Raw genomic sequence first — 17390 nt, 5'->3', positions numbered from 1 at the left:
ATTTTATTTTTAAACGTGTTTTTTAAATTTTTGCTCTAAATTTTCTAATTATTTTTGTTCTATATTCATTCGATTATTTTATAACTTTTTTAGTAAGAAATTAACCACAAACTCAACGCTTTTTTCCACCACATTTGACCTGCCAATATCGCCAAAGTGTTGTGTGGTGACTGTGCATTTTTTATGAAAACAAAAACCGAAACAAACCATGCCTACAGGCTTGTTTTTTGTGCCGCCAGTGGGGCCGGCAATGCCTGTGATGGCTATACTGATATGGGCGGATGAGTTTTTAATTGTACCATGTGCCATTTCTAATGCGACTTGTTCGCTAACTGCGCCAAATTTGTCTAGGGTTATGAGCTGAACATCTAGCATATCGATTTTGGCTTGGTTGGTGTAGGCGATAAATCCTCTGTCAAAATAGGCTGATGAGCCGCTTTGGCTGGTGAGTAATGCGGATAAACTACCACCTGTGCAAGATTCAGCCACGGCAATGGTGAGTGACTTTTGTTTTAACAGGGTGATTAATGTATTCACTTTAGTGCTGCTTGGATAATTTCAAAAATATCATTGGATAAATCATCAATGGCTAAGATTTCCTCTAATTGTTGTTTTTGTAAGGATTTTAATTCTGGGCTAAATCGTTGCCAATGATTATAAACTGAGGTGAATTTTGCGCCTATTTGTGGGTTTGAGTGGTTAAGCTTAATGATAATATCAGTTAAAAGTTCATAGCCTTGTTGATTGTGAAAATTAGCGTGGTTTTGTGAAAAACCACCTATGATACTGCGCAAACGGTTTGGCGTATTAAATGAAAATAGTTTGTGTTGCATGAGGGTTTTAATGCTGTCAACATTCGCTATTGGTGCAGACGATTGAATGGAGAAATATTTATCCATAACTTGTGTATCGTTTTTAAATTCATGATAAAACTCATCAAGTGCGATATTTTTATACGGATTACGCTCAACCATTAACGCCTTTAAACTCGCCATTTTATCGCTCATACAATTGGCTGATTTAAATTGCTCAAAGGCTAATTCAAACTCACCACTGATTGATAGATAATATAAGCACATATTTTTTAATGCTCTATTTCCCACAGCCTCAGGCGTTAACTCATAAGCTTGATAAGTGTTAAGGTTTGAATAAATTTTACTAAACAACGACTTGAACCGCTGAATAATCTTATTAATGACTTGTTCACGCTTGTCATGAATCTCAAATACATCAATAACCTTTTGTTGCTGATGCAAAAATCGTTCAGAGGGCAAGGTTAAAATTTCACATATTAAGGATTTATCTTGTACAAGCGATACACAGCCACCTTCTAGGAGAGTATTTTTTAGAACTTTTTCAATGGCATCGAAAAACAAATCTTGGCCAGTGCTTGAAGGCGTTAGGATTAAAGACAACCATAATTGTTGCGCATTGTCCCACTGATTAAAAGCATCAGAATCATTCCCAACTAAAAATATTTTTTGTTTGAAAGTTAAATCAGATGTCAATTTAATGGGCGCACTAAAACCTCGCAGCCATGAGGGTGTTGGCTCTGCATCTATATTGTTAAAGGTAAATACTTGTTCCTTGTCTTTAACTGTTAATACGCCACTTTCAAGTTCAATGCCAGTATCATCAAGTAGTGCAAATTTAAGCGGGAAAAAATAGTCACATTGTGAATGCTGGCTAATGGAAACTTTAAATGTTTTGTCATTTTGATTATACTCAGAGGTAATGCTAACTTTAGGCGTGCCAGGTTGCGAATACCAATGCATAAATTGACTAAAATCAAAATTATTAGCATCACTCATACTTTGAATAAAATCATCAATAGTAACGGCATCACCATCAAACCTTTGAAAATATAATTGCATGCCTCTTTGAAACCCTATCTCGCCTAGAAATGTATGCACCATGCGAATAATTTCTGCGCCTTTTTCATAAACAGTTAGGGTGTAAAAATTATTCATCTCGATATAATGTTCTGGCCTGACTGGATGCTGCATGGGACCCATGTCTTCTGCAAATTGCAAGGTGCGCAGAGCATTCACATTTTCAATGCGCTTGATAGAACGTGCGTGTAAATCTGAGGTAAATTCTTGGTCTCTAAAAACTGTTAAACCTTCTTTTAAGCTAAGTTGAAACCAATCTCTGCAAGTAACCCTATTGCCTGTCCAATTATGAAAATACTCATGGCCAATCACTGCTTCGATATCAATAAAATCCTTATCCGTTGCTGTATCTGGGCTGGCTAATACGTAAGTGGCATTAAAAATATTCAGCCCTTTATTTTCCATCGCACCCATGTTGAAATCATCAACGGCCACAATCATATAAATGTCTAAATCGTATTCAAGTCCAAAGCGTTTCTCTTCCCAAGCAAATGAACGCTTTAGTGCCGCCATGGCAAATTGGGTTTTATGGATATTGTGTGCTTGAACATAAATCTTTAATACTACTTCATTGCCTGATAATGTGGTGTAAGTATCCTCTTTGAGTGCAAAACTACCTGCCACTAAGGCAAATAAATAACAAGGCTTTGGCGTAGGATCATGCCAAGTTGTGCCTCCATTTGGCTGCTCAATTAAATTACCATTACTAAGCAATACTGGATATTTTTGTTTATCAGCTTTAATGTGCGTGGTAAACACACTTAACACATCAGGTCTGTCTAAATAATAAGTAATTTGCCTAAAGCCATGTGCCTCGCACTGCGTGCAAAAATTGCCACTAGATTGATATAGACCATTGAGACTGGTATTTTTTTCTGGGTGAATGCGGTTTTTAATCTCTAAAATACACTCATCAGCAAGGTTATTGATCTCAAGCCCTTGTTCAACCAACTTATAATCAGGCTTGGTCTTATCAACCAAAATAGAAATCAATTCAAGATCAATACCATCTAAAAACAAGACATTAGTTTTTTTACTGGACTTCGGGTTTTTATAAAAACTAATCTTAGAAGTAACGATGGTTTGTGTTTCAGTTAAATCAAACTCAAGCTCTGTGGTGTGAATTAAATACTCACTAGGTGTGTAATCTTTACGATAAATAGGTTGTGGTCTATTCATTTTGTTAAAAATTTAGAGACTATATTTTCAAGTGTTTTATTAATATAATTAAGTAGTGGCGTATACAGCCCAAATGCTAAAGTAGTCATGGCAATGCTAACACCACCAACCATAACATCACTAAACCAATGAGCGCCTGCCATCAACCTTGGCATGGAAAAAACCAAAACAATAATAAAAACGAGCCAACGCCATCGGTTGCGAGCAAAAAATAAGCAATACCCAAGCCAAGTAAACAAAACCGCAGCATGGTCTCCTGGAAAGCTGTGTGCAGACATGTCTTTTAAGCCTAAACCAGGATACATCGAAGACAAACGAAGTGCTGAATCTACAACCAGTGTAGGGCTTTTTCTACCTAAATTTGCATACTCCACATATAGATTCATCATCTCGCGCATCAGCAGCATCAAAATTAGTAAAGTAACAAAGCCAATCAACCCCATCATTTTGTGTTTATTTTTAAATAAAACATCATCAAAGTAAAAAAACAAGCCAATTAAAAATAGCGGAATAAGGTCAGCAATCCGAACACTGAGTATTGCCCAAAAGCCACGCCATATTGAGTGAAATTCTACAAGTGATTGATTAAGTACAATAAACGTCTGATGGTCTAAATAATCCCAATATTCTCGAGTGGTAGCATTGCTCCAGCTAAATAACAACAACAAGGAGACAAAGTTAAGGATAAAAAAAGGTTTAGATTGAAATTGATATGCTTTCATAAAATAAATAAAAATAAAAATACGCCTAAAGTTAATCTATAGATAACAAATGGCATCATGCCAACTACGTCTATTAACTTAATAAAAAAAACAATGGTTACATAGGCACTAATTGCTGAAACCACAAAGCCCATGGCTAATAAACTAACATTCACCAATTGCGCTTGATGGTACAAATCAATCAATATCAGTATTAATGACAGGCTAATCACAGGAATGGATAATAAAAATGAAAATTGTATTGATAATTTCCTAGACAACCCCACCAACATACAAGCTGTGATTGTTATTCCTGACCTAGAAGTTCCTGGAATTAATGCTAAGGTTTGCATCATGCCGACAAAACCAATATCTACCCAACTAATTGTACTTTTTAGATTTTTATCCCTATGATTAAACCAACTGGCAAAGCCTAAAAGTACGCCAAATACTAGTGTTGCATAAGCAATAATCTCCACTGAACGAAAATCAGTTGCAATAGAATCTTTAAATATCACACCAGCCAGTCCTACTGGAATGGTGCCTAATAACACGCCCCATGCTAACTTTGATTGTCCAATGGTTTGGCGTTTAATGATTGAATGATAAAGATCAAAAGATAAGCTTTTAATCATTGCTTGATAATAAAATATCACCGCACTTAAAGTGCCCATATGCACCACCACATCAAACGCCAAACCTTGGTCAGTCCAATTGGTTAATTTTGATATTAAAATTAAATGCGCTGAAGAAGAAATGGGTAAAAATTCACTTAAACCTTGAACTAATGCCAAAACGATTGTTTGAAAAATATCCATATTTATGGGTACCTCTAATAATCCAAAATGCTTGTCAAAAAGATGGATTTTTTCTTTAAAATAGATTTTAAAAAATTAGTCATATCAAGGGTTTTGGCTGGTTTTTTTAAATTCATTATAAAGTGAAAGGTTGGTTTTTGACGAGTGTTTTGGATTTTTAGAGGTGCCCTTATATAAAAGCCTCTTACAATTTACCGCTCAGGTCTTGTTCAACAAATCCTGTTAATTTTACCGATAGTTTTTTACTTAAAGCCAACACCTTAAAACTCTCGCCCATCGCACTGGGTAAAACCAATTGTTTAACTTGTTGTGCCAAATTGATGCGTTTATCTGCATCTGGCTGTTCAAGCAAATACTCATCAATACCCAATGAAATCAAAAACAACGCCTGTGTCGCATAACCACTAACCTTAAAACCACTAACACTTGCTTGATCAGCAATGTCAGAAAAATTAACCGATGTAGTGATGTCTTGCTCACCTATATTTACAAACGGATTTTCACTCGCCTTATGTTGGCAATAGCACCTTAAAGTACCGTCTAACCTTTGTGGATGAAAATACTCATCTCTACCCATGCCATAATCAATCAACAATACTAGTACCTCATTAGTAACCTTATATAAGGAATCAATCCACGCTGTAGCACGAAGATTGACTTCAGTTTTATAATCTTCAGCCACATTATTAGGCAACAGCGTCTTATCACTTTGATAAGGTAAATCAAATATTTTCCAGAAAAATTTATTTCTATGATAATCAACGCCCAATTCATAAAATTGCTTGTTTTTGTAAATAAGACGTTTTACAGGCATGGCATCCAAAACTTCATTGGCAATCACCACGCCAGAAAAATCTGTTGGCAGCTCATCAAGCCAAATCACCCTGTCCATTAATTCTGGTAGTGCCTTGTTAATGGTTTGTGCTTGCCTGTATTTAAGCTCGCCACTTAACTCTAAAATATAATATTTCTTGGGCAAGCTATTTAACCTTCCTAACTCGAAAAGTATCTGAGTGGCAAGAACGCCACTACCTGCACCAAACTCTAAAATATCATTAGTGCCATTTAGCACCTGTACACATTGACGGGCCAAGCAAAACCCAAACAAATCTGAAGTTTCTGGCGCAGTAATAAAATCGCCCTTTTCGCCAAATTTTTCCAAACCTGATCGATAATAACCCAATGTAGGGTGATAAAGCGCCAAATCCATAAATTCATCGAAACCTATAGGGTTAACATTTTGTATAATAGTGTTTTTAATAATTTGTTCAAGACTCACTTGGCATATTTTATATGAAAACAGCATTAGTCACAGGCGGGGCGCACAGAATTGGCGCGCAAATTTGCCATACCTTGCATAAGAATAATTATCATGTGATTATTCATTACAGAAATTCATCCCAAGCTGCTCAAAACTTGGCAAATAAGCTTAACAACATTCGCCAAAATTCTGCCAGTACTATGCAAGCTGCATTATCCAACAGCCAAGAAGTGAGTAAACTTTGCGATACCATCAAGTCGCTCAATCTTTTGGTTAACAATGCATCAGTTTTTTACCCAACACCCGTCAATAAATTAAATCAAAATGACTATCAATCCATTATGAATACCAATGTGATGGCGCCTTTATTTTTATCCAGCACTTTAAGTGATAAATTAGCTCAAAATCAAGGTTGCATTGTCAATATTGTGGACATTCACAGCGAGCGCCCTTTAAAAAATCATGCAATTTATAGCATTTCTAAAGCGGCCATTGCCATGATGACCAAAACATTGGCTAAAGAATTAGCGCCTAATGTTCGTGTTTGTGGGGTATCTCCTGGATCAATTTTGTGGCCAGAGAATACAGCCGGACTTGACCAAGCCAAAAAAAACAACATGCTTAAAAAAATTGCACTTAAAAAACAAGGCAGTGCGCAAGATATTGCTGATACTGTTTTATTTTTAGCCAATTCTGCCTACATTACTGGGCAAATTATCAATGTTGATGGTGGTCGCACACTTAATCAATAAGGGTCTTTGATAAATATCATACTATTTTTGTGATATAATTCGGAAAATTGATGTTTAAATTTCCATCATCTAAAAATATTTTTCAAATGTTTTTTGTGCCAAAAATAAATACCGCAAAAAATACTATTAATATTTTGGGCTTTTTGTTGCCATATAAAGTAAATTAATTGTTTAACCGCTTTTAAGTGGCTAAATAAAAAAGGGTTTAGAGCCCTTAAGGAATAAGTTTTTAATCATTTTATGATAAGAATAAATCACACTTTAACACCAAATCAGCACTCCAGTGTTGAGCTTTTATGTGCGCAACAAAGTCCATTCACACTAGGACTTAACCATGAATCATATTTTAATCAATGCAACTCATTCCGAAGAAATCAGAGTAGGTATTGTCAAAAACAAAAAACTAACTGGCCTTAATATAGAAACCAGCCTTAATAAAAAAACCAAAGGCAATATCTACCGTGGCAAAATCTCTCGAGTAGAACAATCACTAGAAGCAGCGTTTGTTGACTACGGCAAAGAAAAACAAGGTTTTTTACCTTTTAAAGAAGTTGCAGAAATGTTATATAATGATGCTAAAGGTGAAAAGCTAACCATTTCTGATGTTTTAAAAGAAGGGCAAGAAATTATTGTCCAAATTGAAAAAGAAGAACGTGGTAATAAAGGCGCAGCACTCAGCACTTATATCAACCTTGCTGGTGCTTATATGGTTTTAATGCCAAACAATCCGAAAAGTCATGGCATATCAAGGCAAATAGTCGCTTCAGACCAACAATCTTTAAAAGAAATTATTGGCAAAATTATTTTACCTGACCATTCAGGCTTAATTATTCGCACTGCAGGTGCTGGCAAAAGCTTTGAAGAGTTGCAATGGGAAGTGGATTATCTTTCTGACTTATGGAAATCAATTAATACAGTGGCTTTAGCACGCAGTGCACCTTTCTTAATTTACCAAGAAAGTGATATTATCATTCGCACATTACGCGACCATCTTCGCTCTGATACTGACAGTGTTATTATTGATGAATTAGAGGCTTTTCAAAATGCCAAAGAATTTGTCAGTTTTGTGTTGCCACACTACTTAGACCGTATCAAATTTTTTGATGTTTCTGAGCACTCTTTATTCAACCACATGGGCGTTGAAACTCAGGTTAAAAGCGTGTTTAACCGAGAAGTGTCGCTACGAACAGGTGCCACCATTGTCTTTGACCCAACTGAAGCACTTACTGCCATTGATATCAACTCTGCTCGCGCTACTAAAGGCGCTGACATTGAAGAAACCGCTTACAATACCAACTTGGAAGCAACTAAAGAAATTGCCCTACAACTGCAATTAAGAGATATTGGTGGGTTGGTCGTGATTGATTTTATCGATATGACTTCTGAAGAGCATAGAGTGTCAATCGAAAAAGCCATGGAAAAAGCCACCAATACAGATCGAGCGCGCATCCAAATCGGCACCATTTCTCAATTTGGCTTGCTCGAAATGTCAAGACAGCGCTTGATGAATTCAGTCTCTGAATCGGTTGAAAAACCTTGTTCTACTTGTCATGGTCGTGGTACTACGCCAACCATTCCAACATTAGCATTAACCATTTTAAGACAACTTGAAGACGGTTGTAATGCTGCTAAACAAACAGCACGCTTAACCATTCAATCAAGTGTAGAAGTCATTACTTATATTTTGAATGAAAAACGTCAAGAAGTAACAAAATTAGAAGACAAACATGGCATTAAAATTACCTTATTGCCTAATCCATATATGCAGTTTCCTAATTTCACCATTAATAAGCAAAAAGGGGATAAGAAGTCGCAGCATAAAAGTTACCAAGGTATTTCAAAGCCACAACATGTACTGGCTGAGAATGGTCTTTCAAACCAAGCTGAAATTCCCGCTATTAATGTGAATAGACCCAGCACGCGCGTTCCTGAAAAGAAAATTTCCTTGTTTGAGAAAATAAAAAATGCTTTGTTTGGCAAGAAGAAAAAACAACCCAATAAACGTAGAACAAAACCTAACAATAGAAACCGCAACAGGAATCGTAATAAAAATCGTAATAAAAACAGCAATCAAAATAAACAGCAAAACAAAGCTCAAAATAATACCGCTAAACAACAAAAACAAAATACACAAACTGAGACTAATAAAAAACAAGATTAGTGATGTATAAATTTGCTGTTTTTGGCAATCCGGTTAAACACAGTTTGTCGCCAAATATTCACACCCAGTTTGCGCAACAGACTGGACTTGAAATTAGTTATGATAAAATCTTAGCACCCATTGATGATTTTTCATCCTCAGCACAAGTATTCATCAATCAAGGTGCAAATGGTTTTAATATTACCGTGCCTTTTAAATTAGATGCGTTTAAATTTGCAAGCGAATTCACATTAAACGCCCAAACGGCAGGTGCAGTTAATACCATTAAAATAGAACAAGATAAAATCATTGGTGAAAATACCGACGGTATTGGACTGGTCAATGATTTAACTCACAATCTTGGCATTGAATTAAAAGATAAAATTATCCTAATTTTGGGTGCAGGTGGTGCAACACAAGGCATCTTATTGCCTCTTTTAGAACAGCGACCCAATCGCATTATGATTGCTAATCGAACCCCCTCTAAAGCAATTAAACTGGCTAAAGACTTTGCTAAATTTGGCAAGACTTGCGGTTTTGGTTTGGATAAAATTAAGCATAACTCTGTTGATATTATTATCAATGCCACCAGTGCATCACTTGATGGAAAAATGCCTGATATCGCCTCTGGCGTTGCCAATGATGCAATTTGTTATGATTTAATGTATGGTAAACAAACGCCATTTATGGGTTGGGCAACAACCAATCACAGCTCAATGATTAGCGACGGCTTAGGCATGTTGGTTGAACAGGCGGCAACGGCTTTTGAGTTTTGGACAGGTGCAAAGCCTAATGCCAAACAAGTTTTAAGTAATTTAAGGCGCTAGGCGTTCAATTTTCCACTTGCCTTCATTTAGCTGGTATATGAATCGATCATGCAATCGATTTTCTCTACCCTGCCAAAATTCAATCTTTAATGGTATGACACGATAGCCGCCCCAAAAATCAGGCGACGGTACCTCGCCTTTACTAAATTTAGCCTTCATTGATTCAAATTGAGATAACAACACCTGTCTTGAAGATAAATTTGATGACTGTTGTGATGCCCAGGCGCCTAATTGAGATGCTTTTGGTCTAGAGGAAAAATACTTTAAAGATTCAAGCGTACTTAGTTTTTCCACATGGCCAGAAATCTTAACTTGTCTTTCTAAGGCTAGCCATGGAAACAATAAAGCCGCATTTGGATTAGTTTGAAGTTGTTTGGATTTTTTAGAATTGTAGTTTGTGAAAAATACAAAACCATGTCTGTCAAAGTATTTGAGTAATACAGTTCTAATGCTTATTTCATTATCATTACTTGTTGCTAAACTCATTGCACTTGGCTCAACCACGTCTGCTTCTTGGGCTTGTTGAAACCACAATTTAAATTGCTCAAAAGGATTGTCGCTCAAATCAACTCGATTCAAGCCACTTTGAGTAAATTCATGCCTAAGACTGGTTAAATCAACTTTCATTAAAAGGGTAAAAATTTATGCTTTTTATCTTGTGTTAAGTGATGAGAAATTAGGTACTTAATGGGTGGAAAATGCTCGGCAAACTTAAGCACAAATCGCCTTACTTGTTTAATCACTGGCGCATCATTAGTAAATAATGCCACAATACCATTAGTGCCAAAAAACATCAATCTAGTTAAATTAATATGCTTTTTCTCGTACAACTTTAGTAAAGATTCAGAGCCAATATCTTGGCCATTATCCAGGGCCTCATTAACTAATTTTGCTAATATGTCTTGCCCTCTTAAACCTAAATTAAACCCATGCGCAGTCACAGGATGCATACCTACCGAGGCATCGCCAATCAGCGCAAAACGCTTAGCGATAAAAGTTTGTGCATGCGTTGTAACCAAGGGATAGGAATGCCGTTCTCCCACTTGCATCATCTGCCCCAACTCACCTTTAAATGATTGTGTCATCATTTGATTAAAATCAACTTCACTCATCTCAAGTATTGCCTGAAATTGGTTGGTTTTAACCGTTAACACAATAGACGAAACATTGCCTGCCATTGGCATTAATGCCAATGTTTGCCCATAATCAAAACGCTCTAAAGCAACATTGTTATGCGATATTTTATGACTCATTTGAGTAACAATCATAACTTTAGAAAAATCCTTCATTAAGGTTGGAATGCCAACTTTTCGACGAATATCTGAAAAACGACTATCAGCAGCAATGACTAATTTAGCCTCAATCTTGTCGCCATTAGATAAAATAGCTTGCGAACAATCATCCAATTGAACTACATTTTCAACGCTCATATCAGTGATAATATCAATATTTTTTGCCTGTTTAACCTTTGTGTAAAGTGCTTTTCTGATTTGATAATTAGACACTAAATAACCCAAAGCATCTATTGAGGTATTCTTGGTTGTAAAATTTAACAAAGAAGGCGAGTCGCCATCAAACACTTTCGCTTCTTTTAAAGGAGAAATTTCCGCCTGATTAATTAAATCCCAAACACCAAACTTCTTTAAAATTTTTAATGATAAATGCGTTAATGCAATTTCTCTGCCATCTGCTTGAGGATTGGCAATAGAATCAAGGCTTGATTTTTCAATCAACAGCACTTTAACATTAGAATCAAGCATGGCACTAGCAAAACTTAAACCTGCTGGACCACCACCAATAATTACAATATCAACTTTCATTAAACAAAAAAATTTGAGATAATGGGCTTATTATAACCACGAGCACTTACTATGATTTATGTTGTTATTCAATTTGGCTGTATTATCTATTTAATCATTAACTCACAAATTAGTGGCTTGAGCCTTATGCCTTTATTGCTATTGAGTTTGTCGCTTATTATTGGATTGCTTGCACTTATTAATATGCGTCTAGATAATCTCAATATCGCTCCTGCCCTTAAAAAACAACACAAACTAACAACCCATGGTATTTATCGATTCATTCGCCATCCCATGTATACCAGTGTGTTATTATTATCTTCAGGCTTCATGCTTAGTAATGCTCACCCAATTTCTCAATTAGTGATGCTAATTCTTATTATTGATTTAATACTTAAATCAAATTTAGAAGAAAAGTTACTTAATAAGCGTTTTAAGCAATACAAAAACTATAAAAAAAATACAGGTAGATTTTTACCTTTTTTGTAATCTCTTAAGCAATATTTCTGCTTTCTTATCGCCACTTTTAATTAGTCTATTAAGCCAGTGTTTAGCTTTTTGTAAAGATTTTTTAGTGCCAACGCCTTCTTTATACATAAGCGAGACTTTGTATTGAGAAGGTTTGTGACCTTTTCTAACCACGGTAATCACAAATTGATAAGCCTTGTTTAAATTTTTATCAACAGCTTGATCTTACTCATAATGTCTAGCAATGTCCAAATATACATCCAAATTCCCTTGTTTAATTGCACTTTGATAAAGCACCGTGCGACTTTTGATAATCAACCGCCACACCTAAACCCTTGTCATACATATTGGCTAACTTATAAATAGCAGCGTTATTACCGCCCGCTAAAGATTCCTTATACCACTTAAATACTTGGTTATAATCTTTCTTTACCCCTTTCCTAGACTCAAGCAAAAAACCCAATTGATACTGCGCATCAGTATTTCCTTGTTCAGCAGATTGCGCTAGCCAAATATAAACCTCATCATAATACCCCTCTTCTAGAAAAACTTTGCTAAGACTATATTGCCCTTCACTATTGCCTGCTTTAGCTGCTTTGGTACGCCATTTGTCAGCTAAAAGAAAGTTTTTCTTAACACTATCACCATTTGCATACATTAATGACAAATTGTACTGCGCATCCACATAACCATTATTAGCAGCCTTTTTAATCCAGTCATAAGCAGTTTTTAAATGACGCTCAACACCCACACTTAGATAATACATACCACCCAAATAATACTGCCCTTTAACATGATTATTCTTGGCTGATTTTTTTAGATAAGCAATCCCCTTAGTATCATTTTGACTAACACCATCACCTTTAATATGCATAATGCAGTTTCTGCATCCAAATCATCCAGCTTTAGCGCATGTTCAAACGCACTGAGCGCTTTAGTGTAATCTTATTCGACACCATCACCATAATAATACTGCATACCTCTATCATACAAATCACTACTAGTGAATACAGAGGGGGCTCAATAAGAACAATGCAAAAACTAATTTTAAAGCATAGAGAGCTTTTTCTTAAAACAACGCCCTTCATTTTAATAAATTTATGTTTAAAAAACAAGCGCTTTGGTGGTAGTCGCGAGTGAATTCGAATCACCGACCCCTACCATGTCAAGGTAGTACTCTAACCAACTGAGCTACGCGACTAAAGAAGTGGCTATTATACTTAAAAACAACCTTTGATAATTGTTTGAATATCTTGTGCTGCTTGGTATGGACTGATGGCATTTTTAATTGGGCGACCAACAACAATATAGTCTGACCCTGACTTAAATGCAGTTGCCACATCAACCACGCGTTTTTGATCGTCATCATTAGCCACGGGGCGAATGCCTGGGGTAACGGCGATTAATTTGTTATCAACGTATTCACATAAAAATGGCACTTCAAGTCCTGAAGATACTACACCATCACAACCTGCTTCAAAAGCGCGCTTGGCACGAGAAATAACCAATTCTTGCACATCACAATCAAAGCCTAAATCATCTAAATCGCCTCTATCAAGACTGGTGAGTGCGGTTACTGCTAAAATTTTAAGTTCGCCTTTATTTTCAACAGCTTTTTCCATAAGCGCTTGATTGCCGTGAATAGTAGCAAAAGTAGCGCCATATTGACTTAAACGCTTAATGGTTCTACCGACAGTCTCTGGTACATCAAAAAACTTCAAATCCACAAAGACTTTCTTGTCTTTTTCTAATAGCCAATCAAGCAAGTTAAAGTATTGACCTGTCATTAATAGCTCCATACCAATTTTATAAAAATTAACACTGTCATCTAGTTGGGTGACTAAGTCCTTAGCTTGTTCAACTTCTGGCACATCTAGGGCAAAAATAAGCCTATCTTTAACCTTAATATCTTTCATGTAATTTTGTAAAAATACGACGTAAAAAAATACCTAAATTATACTATGATTTAATTTACGAAAATTTGTAAAATATTAGTCCGTCTAAAGAAATATCCATGATTAACAAGCATGGATAAAAATGATGCAAAGATTTCAATAGATAGTCATATCGTGGATAATAATCACATTGCCTTCGTAGCTCAGCTGGATAGAGCAGCCGCCTCCTAAGCGGCAGGTCATGCGTTCAAATCGCGTCGAGGGCACTATAATGCTCTATTGGGTTGTTATTGGTTTCAATTGTGGCAAATTTAACTGATTATTATTTGCATAATGTTGCTGAATTTTTAATGAGCATTTATCTTGGTTATGGGCTGGACTTTATGGGCATTATCATTGGCATGGTTTGGGCATTTTTTGACGCAGCCATTGCTGGCTTTGTTGATTGCTTGGCTGTATAACAAACTGGCTAATAGCCAGGTATAATTAGAATTTTTTCTGAGATTATTATGTATCAAGGTCAATGCTTGTGTGGGTCGGTACAATTCAAACTACATCAAAAAATTACCGATATTGTCATGTGTCATTGTTCTGAATGTCGAAAAGTTCAAGGTACAGCGTTTGCAACGAATGGTAATGTAAGAAATGAAAACTTTGAGTTTATAAGTGGTGAAAACACCCTAACTGAATTTAAAGAAAATGCCAACAAAAGTCGATTCTTTTGTAAAACTTGTGGCTCGCCCGTTATGGCAAAGCTAAAAAATAATCCAGACCATACAAGAATTAGACTAGGCACAATTACAAATGACATCATAGAGCCTATTGAAAAACATATTTTCACAGGCTCAAAAGCAAACTGGGATAATATTTGCGATAATGTTACCCAACACAAGGAGTGGTAAATGAGTGGTAATACGATTGGAAAATTATTCACAATCACCACGGCAGGTGAATCTCATGGCGAAGCATTAATTGGCATTGTAGATGGTTGCCCGCCAGGATTGGCACTTACTGAAGCTGATTTACAAGGGGATTTAGACCTTAGAAAACCAGGTACTTCTCGCCATACCACCCAACGCCGTGAAGAAGATTTAGTAAAAATATTATCTGGTACGTTTGAAGGAAAAACCACAGGCACACCAATTGCACTCATCATTCAAAATACCGACCAACGCTCTAAAGACTATAGCAATATTAAAGACACATTTCGTCCTGGTCACGCTGATTACACCTATGATCAAAAATACGGCTTTAGAGATTATCGTGGCGGTGGCCGCTCTTCCGCTAGAGAAACTGCTATGCGCGTTGCTTGTGGCAGTATTGCTAAAAAATATTTAAAACAAGAATACGGTATTGAAATTAAAGGCTACTTATCTCAACTAGGCCCTATCAAGGCTGAAAATTTTGATTGGCTTGAAGTGCGCAACAACCCATTTTTTTGTCCTGATGCTAACAAAGTGGAGGCATTAGAAGAATATATGGGTGCTTTGCGAAAATCGGGCGATTCGGTGGGTGCTAGAATTAACATTACGGCAAATAACATGCCTGTCGGGCTAGGGGAGCCGATTTTTGACCGATTAGAGGCAGATATTGCCCATGGCATGATGAGTATTAATGCCGTAAAAGGTGTTGAAATTGGTGCTGGATTTGAATCAATCACCAAAAAAGGAACGGAGCACCGTGATGCCATTACCCCCGCAGGTTTTAAGTCAAATCATGCCGGTGGTGTTTTGGGTGGAATTAGTTCAGGTCAAGATATTTTAGTGTCTATTGCACTAAAGCCAACTTCAAGTTTGCGCCTGCCAATTGACAGTATTGACAAGGAAGGAAGTCCTGTTGAAGTAGTTACCAAAGGTCGTCATGACCCTTGCGTAGGTATTCGCGCAACACCTATTGCTGAAGCCATGTTAGCAATAACCATTATGGATCATGTTATGCGCCACCGAGCCCAAAACTCAAATGTTGTATCAATCACACCTATTATTCCAGCCTCAATATAGATTTATTCACCCAAACTCAAAATAAGGAACACATGTTTTCATTGATTAATAAATACGCCCCCAATAATGTTAAAAATGATTTTTTATCAGGCCTAACCATGGCACTTGCCTTGGTGCTAGAGAGAGGCAATGACTTTTGCACTGGTTACTCGCGTTCACCCTTTGGTGGATTTGTACACCGCCTTTATGGTTGGTGTAATTACTTCAATATTATAGGCAGTCTCGCCCAGGAATGATTTCAAGTGCAACAGGTGCTCTTGCTGTGGTGATGGTTACATTGGTTGTAGAACACGGTGTGCAATACTTGTTTGCAACTGTGATATTAATGGGATTTTTACAAATTGCATTTGGTTTGTTTAAACTGGGTAAATTCATTCGCTTAGTGCCATATTCTGTTTTTTTAGGCTTTGTCAATGGTTTGACAATGATGTTTTTTCTTGCACAAATTGGTCATTTTAAGATGACTGATGACGCTTATATTTCTAATGATGCGCTGGTTATTATGGGTGGATTAATTCTACTCATCATGGCAATTATTCATTATTTGCTAAAACTAACAACCGTCCTACCTTCAACTTTAGTGGCTATTGTTGCAGGTTCTGCAATAGCGATTATTTTTAATCTTGACACCAAAACAGTGGGTGACATGGCATCTATCTCTGGCAGTTTGTCCAGTTTTTCCATTCCTAACATACCGGTGGACATTAGAGACTTTGTATATTATTTTACCTTATAGTGTAATTTTGGCACTCATTCGTTTAATTGAAAGTTTGCTTACCTTAAATTTGGTTGATGAATTAACTGAAACAACAGGCAAGCCTAATAAAGAAAGTGTTGCTCAAGGTATTGCCAATACAGTCACGGGATTTTTCGGTGGCATGGGTGGTTGTGCAATGGTGGGTCAGAGCATTATTAATATCAAGTCAGGTGGTCGTGATCGTTTATCAGGCTTTGTAGCAGGTGCTTTTTTGCTGAGTTTTATCCTATTGTTCTCTCAATATATTGAGCAAATTCCTATTGCTGTACTGGTTGGTGTACTGATGTCAGCCATTGTTTTTGCTTGGCAGCATGCTAAACAAATTTATGTTACAAAACAGATGAATGAAATAAGTAGCATCAAAACTTATCAAGTTAATGGCGCCTTATTTTTTGCCAATACGCATAATTTCCAAACATTATTTAGCTAAAAAACAACCCTGAAAATGTCTTTATCGATTTTAAAAACTCACAAGCCATGGATCATTCAGCCATTAATAAGTTGGCAGATCGCTATAAAAAAGCAGGAAAAGTATTGCATTTAAAAACACCTAAGTGCTGAATGTAAATTATTACTTAAAAGCCGCTAAAGGTCTAGTTGAAGTTAACGTATTAGAAGATCTAAAATACCATGTTGCTGATGACAAATTGGCTTAATTTAAGTCTTGAAAATGTGGCTATTAATTAGTACAATGCATTTAATAGCAACTACTTAAAAAATAATGAATAAACTACTACTACCCATATTACTAATTTCCAGCGCAATTAATGCCAATAACGACCTCTTTGGTAATGATTTTAATCATAATGTTTGGCGCGATTTCGAACAACAGTTCCGGCAATTTGATTATAAAACGAACCAAATACAAAACTCTAGCAACTTCAGTGCGCAAAGCAGAAAG

General features: G+C 36.3%; 16 protein-coding genes, 2 tRNA genes and 1 pseudogene. 9 read left to right on the top strand and 10 right to left on the bottom strand.

Annotated elements, in window-relative coordinates; all coding sequences use genetic code 11:
• Positions 1-78: 78 nt before the first annotated feature.
• The 5 genes from CVPH_RS02735 to CVPH_RS02715 all read right to left on the bottom strand — a co-directional run bounded on the left by CVPH_RS02735 (position 79) and on the right by CVPH_RS02715 (position 5896).
• Positions 79-537 carry a CinA family protein gene (locus tag CVPH_RS02735; RefSeq protein WP_201341968.1) on the bottom strand — a complete coding sequence of 153 codons (459 nt, stop codon included), beginning with the start codon at positions 535-537 and terminating at the stop codon, positions 79-81.
• The gene (gene pepN / locus CVPH_RS02730) at positions 534-3071 is read right to left on the bottom strand and encodes an aminopeptidase N (RefSeq protein WP_201341967.1); all 2538 of its coding nucleotides are present in this window, start codon (positions 3069-3071) and stop codon (positions 534-536) included. The genes CVPH_RS02735 and pepN overlap by 4 nt, the downstream gene beginning before the upstream one ends.
• Positions 3068-3793, bottom strand: a complete 726-nt coding sequence (locus tag CVPH_RS02725) for a phosphatase PAP2 family protein (RefSeq protein ID WP_201341966.1) — start codon at positions 3791-3793, stop codon at positions 3068-3070. The genes pepN and CVPH_RS02725 overlap by 4 nt, the downstream gene beginning before the upstream one ends.
• Entirely contained in the window at positions 3790-4590 is an 801-nt protein-coding gene (locus CVPH_RS02720; RefSeq protein WP_201341965.1) for an undecaprenyl-diphosphate phosphatase, read from the bottom strand. Before CVPH_RS02720 ends, CVPH_RS02725 begins: the two co-directional genes overlap by 4 nt.
• Positions 4591-4774: 184 nt before the next feature.
• Positions 4775-5896, bottom strand: a complete 1122-nt coding sequence (locus tag CVPH_RS02715) for a class I SAM-dependent methyltransferase (RefSeq protein WP_225879773.1) — start codon at positions 5894-5896, stop codon at positions 4775-4777.
• Between CVPH_RS02715 and CVPH_RS02710 the strand changes: the two genes are divergently transcribed.
• From CVPH_RS02710 to aroE, 3 genes are all read left to right on the top strand, one after another.
• The gene (locus CVPH_RS02710; RefSeq protein WP_201341963.1) at positions 5884-6603 is read left to right on the top strand and encodes a pteridine reductase; all 720 of its coding nucleotides are present in this window, start codon (positions 5884-5886) and stop codon (positions 6601-6603) included. The genes CVPH_RS02715 and CVPH_RS02710 overlap by 13 nt on opposite strands.
• 334 nt (positions 6604-6937) lie before the next feature.
• A complete protein-coding gene (locus tag CVPH_RS02705; protein ID WP_225879772.1) occupies positions 6938-8764 on the top strand; it encodes an Rne/Rng family ribonuclease in 1827 nt (608 codons plus the stop codon).
• 2 nt (positions 8765-8766) lie between these two features.
• Positions 8767-9570, top strand: coding sequence for a shikimate dehydrogenase (gene aroE / locus CVPH_RS02700; RefSeq protein WP_201341962.1), 804 nt, complete (start codon positions 8767-8769; stop codon positions 9568-9570).
• Here aroE and pdxH read toward each other — a convergent pair.
• Complete coding sequence (gene pdxH / locus CVPH_RS02695) at positions 9559-10197, bottom strand: pyridoxamine 5'-phosphate oxidase (RefSeq protein WP_201341961.1); 639 nt, start codon at positions 10195-10197, stop codon at positions 9559-9561. The two genes, aroE and pdxH, sit on opposite strands and share 12 nt — an antisense overlap.
• Entirely contained in the window at positions 10197-11390 is a 1194-nt protein-coding gene (ubiM, locus tag CVPH_RS02690; protein WP_201341960.1) for a 5-demethoxyubiquinol-8 5-hydroxylase UbiM, read from the bottom strand. Before ubiM ends, pdxH begins: the two co-directional genes overlap by 1 nt.
• A 51-nt stretch (positions 11391-11441) precedes the next feature.
• On the opposite strand from ubiM, the gene CVPH_RS02685 reads away from it, so the two are divergent.
• Complete coding sequence (locus tag CVPH_RS02685) at positions 11442-11858, top strand: methyltransferase family protein (protein ID WP_201341959.1); 417 nt, start codon at positions 11442-11444, stop codon at positions 11856-11858.
• Positions 11859-12111: 253 nt separating this feature from the next.
• Here CVPH_RS02685 and CVPH_RS02680 read toward each other — a convergent pair whose 3' ends face one another.
• The 3 genes from CVPH_RS02680 to pyrF form a co-directional block, all read right to left on the bottom strand.
• Positions 12112-12711 (bottom strand): tetratricopeptide repeat protein, encoded by a 600-nt coding sequence (locus CVPH_RS02680; RefSeq protein WP_201341958.1) that lies wholly within the window; start codon positions 12709-12711, stop codon positions 12112-12114.
• A 250-nt stretch (positions 12712-12961) separates the two neighbouring features.
• Positions 12962-13038, bottom strand: a tRNA-Val gene (locus tag CVPH_RS02675).
• A gap of 19 nt (positions 13039-13057) precedes the next feature.
• A complete protein-coding gene (gene pyrF / locus CVPH_RS02670; RefSeq protein WP_201341957.1) occupies positions 13058-13753 on the bottom strand; it encodes an orotidine-5'-phosphate decarboxylase in 696 nt (231 codons plus the stop codon).
• A gap of 171 nt (positions 13754-13924) precedes the next feature.
• Between pyrF and CVPH_RS02665 the strand changes: the two genes are divergently transcribed.
• From CVPH_RS02665 to CVPH_RS02645, 5 genes and pseudogenes are all read left to right on the top strand, one after another.
• Positions 13925-13998 (top strand) — tRNA-Arg (locus tag CVPH_RS02665).
• Positions 13999-14034: 36 nt separating this feature from the next.
• Positions 14035-14193 (top strand): hypothetical protein, encoded by a 159-nt coding sequence (locus tag CVPH_RS02660; RefSeq protein ID WP_201341956.1) that lies wholly within the window; start codon positions 14035-14037, stop codon positions 14191-14193.
• A 48-nt stretch (positions 14194-14241) separates the two neighbouring features.
• Positions 14242-14634, top strand: a complete 393-nt coding sequence (locus tag CVPH_RS02655) for a GFA family protein (protein ID WP_201341955.1) — start codon at positions 14242-14244, stop codon at positions 14632-14634.
• Positions 14635-15732, top strand: coding sequence for a chorismate synthase (gene aroC / locus CVPH_RS02650; RefSeq protein ID WP_201341954.1), 1098 nt, complete (start codon positions 14635-14637; stop codon positions 15730-15732).
• Positions 15733-15764: 32 nt separating this feature from the next.
• Positions 15765-17145: pseudogene (locus tag CVPH_RS02645) on the top strand (SulP family inorganic anion transporter).
• Positions 17146-17390: the final 245 nt, after the last annotated feature.

Source organism: Abyssogena phaseoliformis symbiont OG214, from assembly GCF_016592595.1.
Classification (GTDB): domain Bacteria; phylum Pseudomonadota; class Gammaproteobacteria; order PS1; family Pseudothioglobaceae; genus Ruthia.
Note: the sequence above shows the minus strand (reverse complement) of the source record. Positions and strands in the feature narration are given on the sequence as shown.